The 15,036-nt window shown below is 69.7% G+C and carries 12 protein-coding genes and 2 pseudogenes; 7 read left to right on the top strand and 7 right to left on the bottom strand.

What is annotated here, in order from left to right; all coding sequences use genetic code 11:
- The first annotated feature begins 182 nt into the window (after positions 1-182).
- Entirely contained in the window at positions 183-863 is a 681-nt protein-coding gene (locus OIE49_RS24155; RefSeq protein ID WP_326804108.1) for a hypothetical protein, read from the top strand.
- A gap of 172 nt (positions 864-1,035) precedes the next feature.
- Here OIE49_RS24155 and OIE49_RS24150 read toward each other — a convergent pair whose 3' ends face one another.
- Entirely contained in the window at positions 1,036-1,263 is a 228-nt protein-coding gene (locus OIE49_RS24150; protein ID WP_326804107.1) for a hypothetical protein, read from the bottom strand.
- 23 nt (positions 1,264-1,286) lie between these two features.
- Between OIE49_RS24150 and OIE49_RS24145 the strand changes: the two genes are divergently transcribed.
- Both OIE49_RS24145 and OIE49_RS37160 read left to right on the top strand, forming a co-directional pair.
- The gene (locus OIE49_RS24145; RefSeq protein WP_326804106.1) at positions 1,287-1,553 is read left to right on the top strand and encodes a VOC family protein; all 267 of its coding nucleotides are present in this window, start codon (positions 1,287-1,289) and stop codon (positions 1,551-1,553) included.
- Between the two features lie 247 nt (positions 1,554-1,800).
- Positions 1,801-2,160 (top strand): annotated as a pseudogene (locus tag OIE49_RS37160) (hypothetical protein); the annotation flags it as partial.
- Here OIE49_RS37160 and OIE49_RS24140 read toward each other — a convergent pair.
- Together OIE49_RS24140 and OIE49_RS24135 are read right to left on the bottom strand one after the other, a co-directional pair.
- Positions 2,088-3,470, bottom strand: coding sequence for a S53 family peptidase (locus OIE49_RS24140; RefSeq protein ID WP_326804105.1), 1,383 nt, complete (start codon positions 3,468-3,470; stop codon positions 2,088-2,090). The pseudogene OIE49_RS37160 and the gene OIE49_RS24140 sit on opposite strands and share 73 nt — an antisense overlap.
- Before the next feature lie 386 nt (positions 3,471-3,856).
- Positions 3,857-4,528 (bottom strand): hypothetical protein, encoded by a 672-nt coding sequence (locus OIE49_RS24135; protein WP_326804104.1) that lies wholly within the window; start codon positions 4,526-4,528, stop codon positions 3,857-3,859.
- Between the two features lie 487 nt (positions 4,529-5,015).
- On the opposite strand from OIE49_RS24135, the gene OIE49_RS24130 reads away from it, so the two are divergent.
- Both OIE49_RS24130 and OIE49_RS24125 read left to right on the top strand, forming a co-directional pair.
- Positions 5,016-6,599 carry an FMN-binding glutamate synthase family protein gene (locus OIE49_RS24130; RefSeq protein WP_326804103.1) on the top strand — a complete coding sequence of 528 codons (1,584 nt, stop codon included), beginning with the start codon at positions 5,016-5,018 and terminating at the stop codon, positions 6,597-6,599.
- 254 nt (positions 6,600-6,853) lie between these two features.
- Positions 6,854-7,931: pseudogene (locus tag OIE49_RS24125) on the top strand (hypothetical protein).
- Positions 7,932-8,039: 108 nt separating this feature from the next.
- On the opposite strand, the gene OIE49_RS24120 reads toward OIE49_RS24125, so the two are convergent.
- On the bottom strand, positions 8,040-8,444 hold the full coding sequence (locus OIE49_RS24120; RefSeq protein ID WP_326804102.1) for a VOC family protein: 405 nt from the start codon (positions 8,442-8,444) through the stop codon (positions 8,040-8,042).
- 209 nt (positions 8,445-8,653) lie between these two features.
- Positions 8,654-9,292, bottom strand: coding sequence for a TetR/AcrR family transcriptional regulator (locus tag OIE49_RS24115; RefSeq protein ID WP_326804101.1), 639 nt, complete (start codon positions 9,290-9,292; stop codon positions 8,654-8,656).
- A gap of 102 nt (positions 9,293-9,394) precedes the next feature.
- Between OIE49_RS24115 and OIE49_RS24110 the strand changes: the two genes are divergently transcribed.
- On the top strand, positions 9,395-10,912 hold the full coding sequence (locus OIE49_RS24110; protein ID WP_326804100.1) for an FAD-dependent monooxygenase: 1,518 nt from the start codon (positions 9,395-9,397) through the stop codon (positions 10,910-10,912).
- A gap of 52 nt (positions 10,913-10,964) precedes the next feature.
- Here the strand turns inward: OIE49_RS24110 and OIE49_RS24105 are convergent, their stop codons facing one another.
- Together OIE49_RS24105 and OIE49_RS24100 are read right to left on the bottom strand one after the other, a co-directional pair.
- Positions 10,965-11,702 (bottom strand): rhomboid family intramembrane serine protease, encoded by a 738-nt coding sequence (locus OIE49_RS24105; protein ID WP_326804099.1) that lies wholly within the window; start codon positions 11,700-11,702, stop codon positions 10,965-10,967.
- Positions 11,703-11,856: 154 nt separating this feature from the next.
- On the bottom strand, positions 11,857-13,128 hold the full coding sequence (locus OIE49_RS24100; RefSeq protein WP_326804098.1) for an NAD(P)/FAD-dependent oxidoreductase: 1,272 nt from the start codon (positions 13,126-13,128) through the stop codon (positions 11,857-11,859).
- 212 nt (positions 13,129-13,340) lie between these two features.
- On the opposite strand from OIE49_RS24100, the gene OIE49_RS24095 reads away from it, so the two are divergent.
- On the top strand, positions 13,341-14,981 hold the full coding sequence (locus OIE49_RS24095; RefSeq protein ID WP_326804097.1) for a helix-turn-helix domain-containing protein: 1,641 nt from the start codon (positions 13,341-13,343) through the stop codon (positions 14,979-14,981).
- Positions 14,982-15,036: the final 55 nt, after the last annotated feature.

Below are 15,036 nucleotides of genomic sequence, written 5' to 3'. Positions count from 1 at the left end.
CTGGAGTGGTGTATCGACGGCCACTCCAGCGGACGTCGCCCTTCGCGGGGCGTCCGACACACCTCCGACACACTCTGTGCGGCTGGCTGACGCCCTCTGACGCCGCAGGTGAGCCACGCTCTTCACGGTTCTTGTCTCTGACGAGACAGCCACCCGGCAGGCAGGCCTGACGTGGCAGAGGTGTGCGCTTGGATGAGCGGGTGACCGTTCATGATGTTGCTCGGCAGCTGCCCGAGATAGCTGTCCTCCGTGAGCACTGCCGTTCCCTGGCCATCCTGGAGGCAGTCCTGAGCCCCGAGTGGTCGGGCCGCGATCACTCCTTCAACGACCGCTGGTCCGAGAAGGAGTCGATGGCCTCGATGCGAAGCGGATCAGGCGACGACTACTCGATCGTTTTCTCAGCCGCCGGCGCCTGCGTCCGTGGATTCGATCACGAATCACCTATGAGCCCCTACGCAGAGGACAGGCTGTGGCCCGGAGTACTCGACGAGGTCCCTGATGTCTTCCGACCGTGCGTTGAGGACCCCGCGTTCTCGTATGACGGAATGCCTCGCGTCACTGCGTGTATATGGCGAGAGGCGGGAGACGACAGCTGGAGAACAGGGACGATCGACTTCCCCGGGGAAGCAACTGAAGACCCGGACGGATCCGGGTACCTCTTCCAACTGCTGGTGGACCGCTCGCCGGAAGCCTTTCAGCGGTGGGCCGAAGACAACCACGAGGCTCCGGTCGACCTGGAGGCCGTTCGCCACGTCTTTTCCCGCCGTCCTCTGACCGAAGAAGTGGTCAGCGCACTGAACTCGGAGATCACTCTGGCCGACATCGCGGACGACATCGCGGAGATCGGCCATCCGATGAACTGAAACATGCAGCACCGACATGGCCGCTGGGATACGACGCCGGGAGCCTCAGACACGGTCAGGTGCCGCCACTCATATTCACGGAGCAGGTTCTCGATGTGGCGGTTGGCGACGTCCTGCCACCCCTCAAGGCACTTCGCTTGTCGGGTCAAGAGCGCTTGACCTCAAGTTAGGTTCAGCTTCTACCTTCGTGGTCACTGGTAGCCGTCAGCCAACCGAGGAGGCAGTTTCCATGGCCACAACCGCCGCTCCAGAGCACTACCGCAACGCCGTAATCGCCCATGTGATGGTTGACGGTGCCGCCAACGCGATCGACTTCTACAGCAAGGCGTTCGGAGCCGAGGAACTGTTCCGTCTCGGTGGCCCGGGCGAGCGCATCCTGCATGCGGAGATCAGCATTCACGGGTCCAACCATTATGCTGGGCGATGCCGAAGGCCCTACCCTCGCCGCGCCAACCACCATTGGCGGTACGACCGTGGGGCTACACCGTCTTCGTTGATGACGTCGACACACTTGCCGAGCAGGCCAGCGCGGCCGGCGCGGAACTTCTGCAGCCACCGACCGACCAGTTTCACGGCGACCGCACGGCTATCCTGCGGGATCCCTACGGACATGTCTGGGTCTTCCTCACGCACGTGGAGGACGTGACCCCGGACGAAATCGCTCGTCGGGCCCAGGCGCTCATTCCCTGAACGTTGAGCCATCGGACAGAATCTGGGCGTCCGACACCACACCGCCGTAGGTCAACCTGACAACGACGTCCAGAAGGTGCCGCCCGAGCGGCCGTATGCCGGGGGCCGTGGACGAGGCGTGCGGTCAACGTCTGGTTCCAGACGCGGGCCGAGCGATCTCTATGTTCCAGGCTGGCTTGACCCGGCGTGGACAGGTTCTGGGTGACTCTCACCCGCACACCCTCTCCAGCCGCGACAGCTCGCCGCCCTCTACTGCACAGTGGGGGATTTCAGCCAGGCCATCACGTTGTTGCAGGCGACGTTGCCCCAGCGTGAACAAGTGCTGGGGAGCGGCCACCTCGTCACGCTGCAAAGCCGCCGCAACCTCACCAACGCCTACGAGGCAGCCCAGGCAGTGAAAATGTCGGCCCGACGGGCCGCCTCAGCGATCGGCACCCCGGCGTTCAGCCGCCACCACCGCGTCATGCGGGTCAAGTCAGCCCGTTCAAGATCCACAGAGCGGGCAGGCGCCAGCCCCTCGGGACGGGAATGCTTTCAGCCCTCCTTCGCGAGGGCCGGGACGAAGCGGGACGCGTCGATCGTGCCGACGCCGGTCGCCAGGTCGTAGCCCTTGACCGCGCTGTAGCCCGTGACTCCCGCGTAGCTGTTGTTCGTGCCGTCCTTCGCGTCCACGATCCCGGTGGACGGGTTCCGCGAGGACTTCGCGAACAGCGAGTACAGCGCCTGGTGGATGTCGCCCAGTCGGTGTCCGGCGACCTGGTCGGCCAGGGCCACGATGCCCGCGAAGAGCGGGCTGGCCGCGCTGGTGCCGACGTAGACATCCCAGCCGACCCGCTTCGGGTCGTAGCTGGAGTACACCCATGCGCCGCCGTTCATCGCGGCGGACATCGAGACGTCGGGAGTGCCGCGGCGGTCGCCGACCACCTGCCCGACCCCGTTCTGGTACGAGGGACGGGCGAAGACATGGGACGGGCCGCCGCCGCTCGCGCCCTCGTCGTTGTAGACACTGTCCGGCGCGATGCGGTCGCCCTTGGCGTCCAAGTGGAGCTGAGTGCCACCGACCGAGACGGCCAGCGGGTCGGAGGACGGCCAGGAGTTGGCCCTGTACGGGTAGTCGACCTTGCTGTTCGCGGTGGGGCTGGTGGCACCGTCGTCGCCGGAGGCCGCGAGGACGGTCACACCGTGCTTGGCCGCGTCCTTGAAGGCGTACCGCAGGTTCCGAATGCTGGAGAAGTCACCGTTGCGGAAGCCGGGGAAGGTGTTCTCCGTCGCGCCGAAACTCTGGCTGATCACATCGCCCACACCGCGGTCGATGAGCGACTTCTCGGCGTCCATCATCTCTCGCAGGCCGGTGGTGCCGACCCCGCTCTGGTTGACCCCGGTCTCCACCAGGACGATGCGCGCGTCCGGGGCGACGGCATGTGCCATCTCCACGTCAAGGGTGCTCTCCCCGGCCCAGAAGTTGTGGTCCCCGTTCGCTGGGTCGAAGCGCGGGACGTTACCCCACTTGACCACGTCGACGTGGGTGCTCTTCATACCGAACCGGGCGCTGTAGACATCCAGGTCATGCTGGATGGTCGGTGAGCCGAAGGAATCCACGAGCACGATCGTGCGCCCCTTGCCGGTGACTCCCGCCCGGTGCAGCGGGTTCAGGTTGTACGCCCGCTGGTACTGGGTCGGGGTGTAGCAGGAGATCCGCCACTTCGCCTGGCACTGCTCGGTGGTCAGCAAGCTGTGGGCGGTGCTCTCCGATTGCTGCCCGGCTGCTGCCGGCCCGGCTTTGACTCCTTGCACCGAATGCACGGGTGCAGCGATCGCCGAATCGGACAAAATGGGTGATATTAGTGCGGCATTGGTGAGGGTGGCGACCCCGGCCACTGCGACCATGATGCGGCGCCGCGCACGAACTCTGCGCATGATCAATCCCCTTGCAAGGTGAGACCCCCACTCGACAGTTGCGGCAATCCCACCCGGAGACCCCTCACAGAGCAAGCATTTACCCCTGTGCGACTTCTCACCGATGTGGCACTTGTCACTGTTGTCCGATTCGGGATCGTGTGGCCATGCCAGGCGCGCAAAGTACGACCCGGTCCGGCCAACAGTGAGTCGACCGTTCCGGCGGGAGGGGGTGTACGTGTATCTCGCGCAGCGTGAGCGTGCCCCGGCCCTTCTCGGGTGAGTGGCAGTCAGACAGCCTCAGGACGACACCGCTTCAGCCGGCCGCAGGCCCACGTGATGCAGAACGGCGCCGTGAGCAACTGCCGTCCCTGGACGGCGGTCACGAGAACGCACCTTCCACCACGTCATTGGGTCATCACTCCGGCACCTCGCGGCGGGATCAGGTTCAGCGTGGCCGAACCGCCGAGAGTGTCGGCGCGTTTGAAGTATTTGGGGTTCTCGTACGGGTCCTCGAAGTGCGGAACCCCGTAGGCGCCGATGGACGCACCGATGACGGGGAAGTCTCCCGTCCAGGAGAACTCGAAGCCGGCGACGTCGTCGACCCCGTTGGCGTCCAGGGTCACCTGGACCGGTTCGCCGCCCTGGTTCCATTCGTCATTGTCCGGGTAGTTGGACGAGGAGATGGTCGGAGGCTTCGACGGGGCGGTGTTGTCGATCGTGACGTAGCACTCCGTCGACCAGTCCGACGCCGTTCCGCCCGCCACCATCTGCGCCTGCCACGCGTAGGTCTGCCCGTCGGTGAAGGCATCGGCCGGGAAAACGGCTGTCGCCTCGAACCCGAGGGCGGCATGGTCGCGGGAGACTGTTGTGATCCGGGTCGGGTCGGTGATCGGCCAGACCTGGTACCGAACGGTGACTGGGCCGTTGTCGGTGCTCTCGGGGCTTCCCGGTATGCCCATGACGGTGAGACCTTCGCGGGCCCAGAGATAGGTAGGCGTCGTCTCGTCGGTCGAGCAGCTCTGGTCGTCGTTGAAGAGCTGGGTGGGTGTGGTGGGTGTTCCGCTCGCCGCGCTCACGGGCGACGCCCCGACCAGCAACAGGCCAAGAGTTCCCAGGGAAGCCAGGACAGCACGCGATCTCGCACCCAAAGATATGTTCAAGTGATTCCCTCCCGAAAAATGCCCAAATACGATGCTTGGATGTGCACCTGCTTGTGGGCGGTGAGGGAATCGTAATGTGTGATCCAAGTGGATGGCATGTGAATAAAGAAGAGCCTGAATCGTCGATGTTGCACCGAAACAGCTCATATCCTGCGCCAATACCGTAAAGGCGATCGATGTCGCCGTCGGGGTCGTTCCGCCTCGGGCCGGGGCCGCTGCGGTGCGTGATCGCAAGGAAGGCGTCGGGAGACCTCGTGACCAGTGGAGACGCCGAGTGCGGGGGCGTCGCCGCAGGTTACGTCCGGTCAATGGGGAGGGTCGGCGCCGGTGCCGGGCGGCATGCGTCGGATGTCTCATCCTTGGGACATTGTGCTCTGCGCTGGGAGGGCTGTACGTTCCCCGCATGATCAGAATTGCAGTGATCGTATTCATTGGGGCTCTCGCCATTTCCTTCGGCGTCTCGGCGTTGACCGTGTCGCCCTGGTTGTGGCTGGTCGCCGTGTTGTGCGCGGGGATAGCCGGGCTCGGCACTTATGACTTGCTTCAGAAGCGTCATTCCGTTCTCCGTAATTACCCTGTGCTGGGGCACATCCGCTTCATGCTGGAGTCGATCCGGCCGGAGTTGCAGCAGTATTTTATTGAGCGTAATACCGATGGCCGTCCCTACGACCGTGATGTGCGCAGCCTCGTCTACCAGCGCGCCAAGGGGACCGAAGCGGAGATCGCGTTCGGCACCGAGCGGAACGTCTACGCCGAGGGCTACGAATACTTCGAATCGTCGATGAGGCCGCGCCCCGTGCCGGCGGAGCAGCCCCGGGTCCGTATCGGCGGCCCGGACTGCACCAAGCCCTACGACATGGCCTTGCTCAACGTCTCCGCCATGAGCTTCGGTTCGCTGTCCTCCAATGCCATCCTCGCCCTGAACCAGGGGGCCGCCCTCGGAGGCTTCGCTCACGACACCGGTGAGGGCGGCATGTCGGAGTACCACCTGCGCCACGGTGGCGACCTGGTGTGGGAGATCGGCACCGCTTATTTCGGCTGCCGCACCCCGGACGGCGGTTTCGATCGCGCGCGGTTCGCCGAGAAGGCCGCTCGCGACAACGTGAAATGCGTGTCCCTGAAGCTGTCCCAGGGAGCCAAGCCCGGTATCGGAGGGGTGCTGCCGGGAGAGAAGGTCACCGCCGAGATCGCCCGGGTACGTGAGGTTCCCGAGGGGAAGACCGTCATCTCGCCTCCCTACCACCAGGTCTTCGACACGCCCCGGGAGCTGATCCGGTTCATCGCCGAAATGCGCGAGCTGTCCGGTGGCAAGCCGGTCGGCTTCAAACTGTGTGTGGGCTCCCGGCGGGAGTTCCTGGCGGTGTGCAAGGCCATGCTCGAAGAGGGCACCGCGCCGGACTTCATCATCGTCGACGGAGCGGAGGGCGGTACCGGAGCCGCGCCGCTGGAGTTCGCCGACCATCTGGGCAGTCCGCTCACCGAGGGACTGATCACCGTCCACAACGCCCTGGTCGGCGTCGGCCTGCGGGACCGGGTGAAGATCGGCGCCAGCGGCAAGGTGGCCACCGGAGCCGACATCGTCAAGCGCATGCTGCAGGGCGCCGACTTCACCAACGCGGCACGCGCCATGATGTTCGCGATCGGATGCATCCAGGCGCAGAGCTGCCACACCAACACCTGCCCCGCCGGCGTCGCCACACAGGACCCGCGCCGTGCCCGCGCGTTGGACGTCGACGACAAGTCGGCCCGGGTCCACCGGTTCCAGTCCGCCACGGTGAACAGCGCACTGCAGATCATCGCCTCGCTGGGTGTGAGTGAACCCGCGGAACTGCGCCCGAGCATGCTGCGTCGGCGCGTGGACCCGGTCACCGTCCGCTCCTACGCGGAGCTCTACGACTGGCTGACCCCCGGCCAGTTGCTGATCGAGCCGCCCGAGTCCTGGGCGGTGGACTGGAAGGCCGCGGATCCCGACCGTTTCGCGGTCTGACAGGCCCGTAGCCGGATTCGGAACGCGTCTGCGGCGGCCGGCCCGCGCCCGGGGAGCGGCGCGGGCCGCACAAAGGTCGGCTGAGCCTGCCCAGGAACACTGATCCGCTCCCCGGGCCGCCTCGCGGCGCCCTCTCCCGCAGCGCCGGACGCCCCTGGCCGGTGATGATCTTGAGGCGGCCAGGCCGTGTGATGATGCACGGATGATCACCGTCCTGGGGTGGGGGCGGGCACAGAAGAGGGGCGGGGCCCGGCGTGGGCAAGGACGAGGGGTCCATGGCGGACGAGGAGTGGGAGCGCTTCCTTCGGGAGGCCGAGGCAGGAACCAAGGGGGCTCCCGAGGAACCGTCGGCGCGGGCCCGGATGGTGGCGCGGCGGCTGCGGGAGGAGACCGGTCCGCCGGAGCCGTGGCGCGGTCACCAGCCGGCCCGGCGGCGAGGAGGCAAGGTCTGGTACGCGGCCGGGCTGCTGGTCGCGGTCGCCCTGCTGGTCGTGGCGCTGGATCCGGGGCGGGTGGCCGGATGGTTCGGGGGCGGGGGCGCGGGCGGGGAAAGCACGCCGCTCGCCGTGGAGTCGCAGCGTCCGGATCAGGCGCCGCCGACCGAGGGCGTAGCCCTATCACCCGTTCCGGGGTTCGCCCGCGGTGCGGTGGGGTGACGGGACGGCCGGGATCGGCATGCCCGAGGCCCGGGCGACCGGCTGGATGAGCAAGGCGGAGGTCGCGCGGACGCTCGAGAGGACCCGGGACTTCCTCGCCGCGTCCAGTCTGGATCCCGGTGTGCTGCGCGGGGAGCGGCCGAGGAAGGCGATCGCCTTGATCAATCCCCATCAGCCGGATGTCGAGGACTACCTGGCGACCGCGTTCCGCGCGCCCAGCCGGGAGAACGATCCCCTGCTGCTGTTCAGCCGGTTCGACACGACGAAGGTCCGGCTTGTCGGGGACGTGGTCAAGGTGCGAGGACGTATCACGTACCGCGAAGGTGACCGCGGTGCGGTCGAGGTGACCACCGATGTCACGTACGTCTATCCGGTCGCGCCGGCCTCGGCGGGAATCGACGAGGTCGCGCGCACCATCGTGCGCCGTGAGGTCGTGATGAGCTGGGACGACCCGGCGAAGGTCGTCGTCGATCCGGGTACGTTCTCCCTCGTCTCGTACAAGGTGGACACCGCCAACAGCGAATGCGGCGTCTTCAACGGCTACTTCACGCCCAGGTTCGGCTCGGATCCTGTCACCTCGCCCCCGCGGAACGGTCCCGAGGTCGACCCGTACGACCGGAGCGCGTCGATGGAGAAGCGCATGCGAGAGGGGTGCGGGACCGCTGCACGGTCCTGAGCGGGCCCCGGTCGTAGGCGCGCCCGGAGAGTCCACGGCAGTCGGACGACGCAGGCAGCACCTGACGCTGCCCCTGCCGCACTGACCAGCCGCCGCCCGCCGGCGGGTTCAGCCGGACTCCGTTGCGTCCTTGCCGCTGCCGTACGGGCGGGTGAGGATCTCCATCGCGTGGCCCACCGGGTCCTGGAAGTACAGTCCGCGGCCGCCGTCGCGGTGGTTGATGTGGCCGGGCTGCTCCATGTGCGGGTCGGCGTAGTACGTCACGTGGGCCTGCTGGATCCGGTCGAACGCCTCGTCGAAGTCCTCGTCCGAGACGAGGAAGGCGTAGTGCTGGGCGGCGATCGGTCCTTCGGGGTCAGCCATGTAGTCGAGGGTGACGCCGTTGCCGGTGGCCACGGGAACGAACGGGCCGAAGGGTGCGCCGACCTCCAGGCCCAGGATGTCCGCGAGGAACTCGGCGGACTCCTGCTTGTTCCGGGCGTGGACGATGGTGTGGTTCAGCTCCACGTTCATGGTGTGCCTCCCTGCGGCACCTTGTCGGCGCCTCCGTGCCCCACCAAACCGATGTCCGGCACGCGGTGCCGTAGTTCCGACCCTAGTCGGGGTGGTCCATGGACGGCAGCCGGAACCGTACAGGCGCCCACGGGGGCGCGTGACGACGCGACGCCACCGGTCGTCACCCGCTGCGAAGTGTCACTGCCGCCGGACCAGTAGCCGCGGGGTCAGTCGCCCCGCAGTTGCCATAGTCCGCTCTCCAGCAGCGTGAATGCCTGTTCCGCGTCCGCCACCGCTCCCGCGTGGCGTGCGTCGGCGGGTTCTCCGTGGGCCAGGCGTGCCGCGTTGTCCTGGGCCAGCAGCCCCTGGACGGCGACGATCTGGGTGGCGGCCAGCCGCGCGGTGAGTTCGGGGGTGTCCGCCGTCTCCTGGAGTGCCTGGGCCAGTGCTCGTTCGGCACCGGTGTGGAACTGATCCATCCGGGACACCAGCGAGGGCGCGTCCAGGATCATCCGGGTGAGGCGCAGGACCTGGGGATGGTCGTTGAGCCCGGTGATCGGGTCGCGTTCGTGCAGCCCCTTGAGGAAGTGCTCGCGCAATGCGGTCAGGGGGGCGGTGCCGGGTGGGCGGGCCCGTACGACGCGGGCGGCTTCGGTCTCGTGGTCGGCGAGGCGATGCACCACGAGGTCTTCCTTGGTGGGGAAGTAGGCGAAGAGCGTGCGCTTCGACACCTCGGCCGCCTCGGCCACCTGAGCCACCGAGACCTGGTTGAAGCCGTGTTCGAGGAACAGCGCGATCGCCGCGTCGGAGATCGCCGCGCGGGTCCGCTGCTTCTTTCGTTCGCGTAGTCCTGGCCTGCCGTCCACGACGCCATCGTAGCCGACACTGCCCCAGGGATATTTCTGCACCTGGTATACATTTAACCTGAGGGAAGAAAAGGGGGCAGTGCGCGTGGAGGAGTACGAGTGATGGACGAGATCGAGACCGAGGTCGCCGTCGTGGGCGCCGGTCCGACCGGGCTGATGCTGGCGTGCGAGCTGGCGGCGGCCGGGGTCGGGACCCTGGTCCTGGAGAAGCTGCCCAAGCGTGTCGAGCAGCTCAAGGGCGGCGGGATCCAGCCCCGTACCGCCGAGTTGCTGGAGTCACGCGGGCTGCTGGAACCATTGCTCCGGCGGGCCGCGTCCCGTGAGCCGGTCGGCGGGCACTTCGCGACCCTGCCCGTTCCCCTGGACTGCACCCCCTGGCGGACCAGGCACCCCTTCCCGATCGCGGTACCTCAGTGGGAGATCGAGGAGGTACTCGAGGAGCGCGCGCTCGCCGCCGGCGCGCGGGTTCGGCGCGGGGCGGCCGTCTCGGGGGTCGAGCCGGGCGACGACGGTGTGGTGGTGACGGCGGACGGCCCGCGGGTGCGGGCCCGCTACCTGGTGGCATGCGACGGCGGGCACAGTACGGTGCGGAAACTGCTGGGACTGCCGTTCCCCGGGAGGGCCGGCACCCACCAGGCGGTGCTGGCCGACATCCGCCTGTCGGCCATGTCGTCGCTGGTGCCGCGGCAGATCGGGCACATGAGCGCCCTCACCCGTCACGCGGGGGGTTACTGGGCCATGCTGGTCCCTCTCGGCGGCGACCGGTACGGGCTCACCTTCGGCCGCGCGGGCCAGGCGGACGCCGGCGCGGACGCCGATCGCGACACCCCCGTCACCCACGAGGCGATCGCCGCCGCGCTCCAGGCCGTGTACGGGCCGGAGACCGTCCTCGCCGCCGTGGAGAACTCCTCGCGGTTCAGCGACGCCACCCGGCAACTGGAGCAGTACCGGTCGGGGCGCGTCCTGTTCGCGGGCGACGCCGCGCACATCCATCCGCCGCTGGGCGGACAGGGCCTCAACCTCGGCATCCAGGACGCGTTCAACCTCGGCTGGAAACTCGCCGCGACCGTCCAGGGCCGGGCGCCGAGCGGCCTCCTGGACAGTTACCACACTGAACGGCATCCCGTCGGAGCCCAGGTCCTGCACCACACGTCGGCGCAGCGCGTCCTGGCGGACCCGAACCCGAGCGAGGACGTGGCCGCCCTGCGTGACATCCTCATCGACCTGCTGCGCCTGCCCGACACCAATCGCCACATCGCGGGACTGATGTCCGGCCTCTCGCTGCGCTATCCGCTCCCCGGCGATCATCCGCTCACCGGGCGGCGCGTGCCGGACGCCGACCTGGTCACCGAGGCCGGCCCCACCCGACTTTCGGCGCTGTTCGCGTCCGGGCACGCCGTCGTGCTGGACCTGGCCGGGGCCGTCCCGGCCGGTCTCCCGCTCCCGCCGCGGGTCGATCTCGTCCGCGCCACCTGCCCCGACGACCTTGGCGCCGCCGTCCTGCTCATCCGTCCCGACGGCTACGCCTGCTGGGCCGCGGACGGCTCAGGCGGCCACGGCGACGCACCGGGTGATGCGCTGCTCGCCGCCATCAACGGGGGCCTGGCGAAGCTGCCCTGAGCGACCTCACGTCAGGCTCGGGCCGCCCCCGCCTCGCCGTGGACGTGACCGGTCAGAGGAGGCCCAGGTCGCCGAGTTCCTTGTGCAGGTCGGCGCGTGGGTTGCCGGCCTGTACCGGGAGGTCGCCGCGGGTCGTCGTCCCGGTTCCGTCGTCGGGGCGGCGGCCGGGGCCTGCGGGCCGTGGGCGGCGGTCCCGGAAGACCCAGGCGCCGACCAGGCCGCCGATCAGGCCGCCGAGGTGTCCGAGCCAGCTCACTCCCGGTGTCCCCGGCACGGCGACGGTGAGCATGTAGGCGAAGGAGGCCGCCATGACGATGCCGATCAGCGTGTCGATCAGATGCCGGTCGAAGAGGCCGCGGACCACGACGTAGCCGAAGTAGCCGAAGATCAGGCCGCTGGCTCCGACGGTCTCCACGCCGCCCCGTTCGAAGAACCAGACGGTCAGTCCGCTGGTCACCGCGACGAGCAGGCTCAGTCCGAGGAAGCGGGCCACACCCCGGTAGGCGGCGAGGAAGCCGAAGATGAACAGCGGGCCGGAGTTGCTTTCTATGTGCGCCCAACTCCAGTGCAGAAAAGGCGCGGTGAGGATGTCGGGCAGGGTGCCGAAGTCACCGGACGACACCCCGAACTGCCGGGAGAGGGCGTAACCGCCGGTGTAGTTGGCCAGTTGCACCAGCCAGATCCCCACGAGGAACGCGAACATCGTGAAGAACGCCTTCCGCGCCTCCGCGATCATCTGCTCCGCACCGACCGGTCCGCTGCCGGCCCGGCCCTGATCCGGACTGCCCATGGCACGCTCCCTCCCCCTGCGGATCCGTCTCCGCGCCACCACGGACTTCCAGTATTCCCGGCGCCGGGCGTGCGGAGGGAGGGGGAGGGAGGAGGAGAACGGGTACGCGCCATGAGGCCCACAGCGGGCGGTCGGCGTCCGAGGCGAAGGGCGGTCAGCGCAGTGGGTCGAACGGGGCGAGCTGCGCGGGGAGTTCGCCGGTGACGATCGTTTCGGCGAGGAGGCGTCCGGTGGCTGGGCCGAGGGTGATGCCCCACATGCCGTGGCCGCCCGCGGCGAAGACGCGGGGGGAGCGGGTGGCGCCGATCAGGGGCAGGCCGTCGGTGGTGCACGGGCGGGAGCCGACCCACTCGTCCCGGCGGGCGTCCAGGTCGGCGCCGCGCAGCAGCGGGCGGGCGGCCTCGGCGATGGCGTGGACGCGGCGGGCGTCCAGGGGCGCCTCCGGCTTGCGGAACTCCATCATCCCGGCGACGCGCAGCCGGTCGCCGAGCGGCGTGCAGGCGACGCGCTGGGCGGGGAAGTAGACGGGCCCGGACGGCACGTGCTCGACCGGGACGCTGAAGCTGTATCCGCGGCCGGCCTGCACGAGGGAGCGCACGCCGAACTCCCGGGCGAGGCGGCCCAGCCAGGCGCCCGTGGCCAGGACCACCGCGTCGAAGCGCTCACCGTCCCCGCCGCCGACGACGACCGTGACTCCGGCCGCCGTGTCCCGCACGTCGGTGACCTCCGTGCCCTCGTGGATCACCCCGCCGCGGGCACGGACCGCGTCGGCCAGGGCGTGCACGTAGTGGCCCGGGTCGATGTAGCGCTGGCCGTGCAGCCGGATCGCCGCGCCGATCTCGTCCGACAGGGACGGCTCGACCCCCCGGGCCTCGTTCCCGTCGAGGACGTCGAACTCCATGGTCTGGCCCGCGGAGTGGATCTGTTCGAGCTCCTCCAGCAGGACCTCGCGCTCGGTGGCCGAGCGGTAGGCGGCGATGAAGGACTTGGCCTCCAGCGTCCGCGCCTCGACACCGCCCTCGGCCAGCGTGTCGAAACTCGACAGCGCCAGGCTGTTGATGGGGACGAGCGCGCGCATCGACCGCAGCCACTGGGAGGCGGTGCTGTTGCGGGCGAACCCGGCCAGGAACCTGAGCAGTTTCGGGTCGGCGCTCGGCGGGACGTAGACCGGGGAGGACGGGCTGAGTACCGCGCGCACCCCGTAGGTGAGGACCGCGGGCTCGGGCAGCGGGGTCGCGAGACCGGGGGTGAGCCATCCGGCGTTGCCCCAGGACGACCCGGCGGCCACCCCCTCGCGGTCGTACACGGTGACGTCGACACCCCGCTCCTGGAGGAACCAGGCGGTGGACAGTCCGACCATGCCCGCGCCGACGACGGCGACACGGCTGGGGGCGGAGGGTGCGGGCGAGGGAGGGCGGGCGGCCATGCGGGACCTCTTCGTGCGGGGCGGTTCGTACGGGACCTGTCCGGGCCGGTGACGCCTCCGGACGCCTCCGATGGTGGTGCCGGACGCCTCCGTTGTCTTTGTGGCGGGCTGACAATGAGGGCGGTGCCGATGATGCGATGGGCACGATGCGCGTGGGACACAATGGGGCTCATGAGCAGCAGTCCCGGACGCCGCGCTGCGGGGTGCCGGCCGTGATCACCGTGACCGACCTCGTGGACTCCCTGGGGTCCGGGCTTCTGCGTACGGTCGTCCCCGCCGGGAACGCCGAGGTGCACGACGTCGCCCTGGCCGAACCCGGTGACACCGCGGGCCGGCCGGGCGAACTCGTCCTCGGGGTGGGCGTGACGGACCGGGCCGGAGCCCTCGCCCTGCTGGAACGGACCGCCGGGGCAGGGGCCGCGGGCCTGGTCCTCAAGCGACCCGCCGCGCGCGACGCGCAGGTGACCCGCGCGGCCCGCAGGCCGACGGGCGGCCCCGCACTGGTCGAACTGCAACCGCACACCTCGTGGGCGCACGTCGTCTGGCTGCTGCGCGGTGTCATCGACCGGGCCTCCGCGCCCGCCACAGGCGCCCTCGGCACCCCCGGCCCGCACAGCGACCTGTTCGCCCTGGCCGACGCGGCCGCCGAGATCATCGACGCGCCCGTGACGGTGGAGGACACGCAGTCCCGCGTCCTCGCCTACTCCGCGCGGCAGGACACCACCGACCCGGCACGGGTCTCCACCATCGTGGGGCGGCGCGTCCCCGCGAAGACCCTGACGCATTTCCGGGCCAGTGGCGTCTTCCGCAGGCTGGCACGCTCCGGCGACCCCATCTGGACCCCCGCGGGTCCCGACGGCATCCTGCCCAGGCTGGTCATCCCCGTGCGGGCGGGCGGCGAGTGGCTCGGGTCGATCTGGGCCGTGGTCAGGTCGCCGGTCCCGCCGGAACGCGTCCGTGAGCTCGGCGAGGTGGCCTCGGTCCTGGCCCTGCATCTGCTGCGGCTGCGCGCCGAGGCCGGCATCGCGCGGCGGGTGTCGGCCGGGCAGTTGCGGGCTGCCCTGCGCGAAGGCGCCCTCCCGGACCGGGCGCCGGGAGCGGCCGCCGCGCTGCCGGCCGGTCCCTGGCGGGTGGTGGCCTTCGGGTCGTCGTCCGGCGGGACCGAGGATGTACGCGGGCTGCTTGACCTTTGGGAGTCGGTCGCCCACCGGTTCGGCTGGCACCAGCCGCTGCTCGCCGACCTCGACGGGCTGCTGTTCGGCGTGGTCACCGAGCCGGGACGGAGCGGGCGGCGAGGTGCTCCCGGCGTCCGGGCCGACGCCGGCACCGTCGGCTGGCTCCGGCACGTGCTCACCGAGACACGCGCGCACGACCCCGGTCTGTACGCCGTGGCGGGCTGCCCCGCCCGCTCCCCCGAGGAGTTGCCGCGTTCCACGGCGGAAGCGGCCGAACTCCACCGGCTGACCGGCGCCGGCCGGCTCCGCCTCGCCCACGGGACGGGGCTCGTGCTGATGGAGGACGCCTGGGACGCCGTCGTCGTGGAACGTGCCAAGGCCGCCGTCGGGCCCGGCACATGGCAGCTCGGCGGGCCGCTCGCCGCCCTGCGCGCGCACGACGAGGAACACGGCACGCCGTACCTCACCACCCTCGCGGCCTGGCTCGACCACTTCGGCGACCCGCAGAGCGCCGCAGGGCACCTGCGGGTCCATCCGAACACGCTGCGCTACCGACTGCGCAAGCTCGAGGAGGCGGTCCCGCTCGATCTCTCCTCGCCCCGCCTGCGGCTGGCGCTGCGGCTCCAGCTCATGGCGATGGGCGAGACGCCCGCGCACGGTGAGCCGCGGCATCCCTGACCGCCACCGGTTCGTGACCGCCGGGGCTCCGCCTCCCTCCGGGCCTCCGCCTCCC

Source organism: Streptomyces sp. NBC_01788 (genome assembly GCF_035917575.1).
Lineage (GTDB): Bacteria > Actinomycetota > Actinomycetes > Streptomycetales > Streptomycetaceae > Streptomyces.
This window is presented reverse-complemented; position numbering and strand designations above follow the sequence as displayed.

Bases quoted from the DNA above. Each gene is read 5' to 3' on its own strand.
- OIE49_RS24130 (WP_326804103.1), top strand. From the start codon at position 5,016: ATGATCAGAATTGCAGTGATCGTATTCATTGGGGCTCTCGCCATTTCC.
- OIE49_RS24105 (WP_326804099.1), bottom strand. From the start codon at position 11,702: ATGGGCAGTCCGGATCAGGGCCGGGCCGGCAGCGGACCGGTCGGTGCG.
- OIE49_RS24100 (WP_326804098.1), bottom strand. From the start codon at position 13,128: ATGGCCGCCCGCCCTCCCTCGCCCGCACCCTCCGCCCCCAGCCGTGTC.
- OIE49_RS24120 (WP_326804102.1), bottom strand. From the start codon at position 8,444: ATGAACGTGGAGCTGAACCACACCATCGTCCACGCCCGGAACAAGCAG.
- OIE49_RS24140 (WP_326804105.1), bottom strand. From the start codon at position 3,470: ATGCGCAGAGTTCGTGCGCGGCGCCGCATCATGGTCGCAGTGGCCGGG.
- OIE49_RS24145 (WP_326804106.1), top strand. From the start codon at position 1,287: ATGCCGAAGGCCCTACCCTCGCCGCGCCAACCACCATTGGCGGTACGA.
- OIE49_RS24110 (WP_326804100.1), top strand. From the start codon at position 9,395: ATGGACGAGATCGAGACCGAGGTCGCCGTCGTGGGCGCCGGTCCGACC.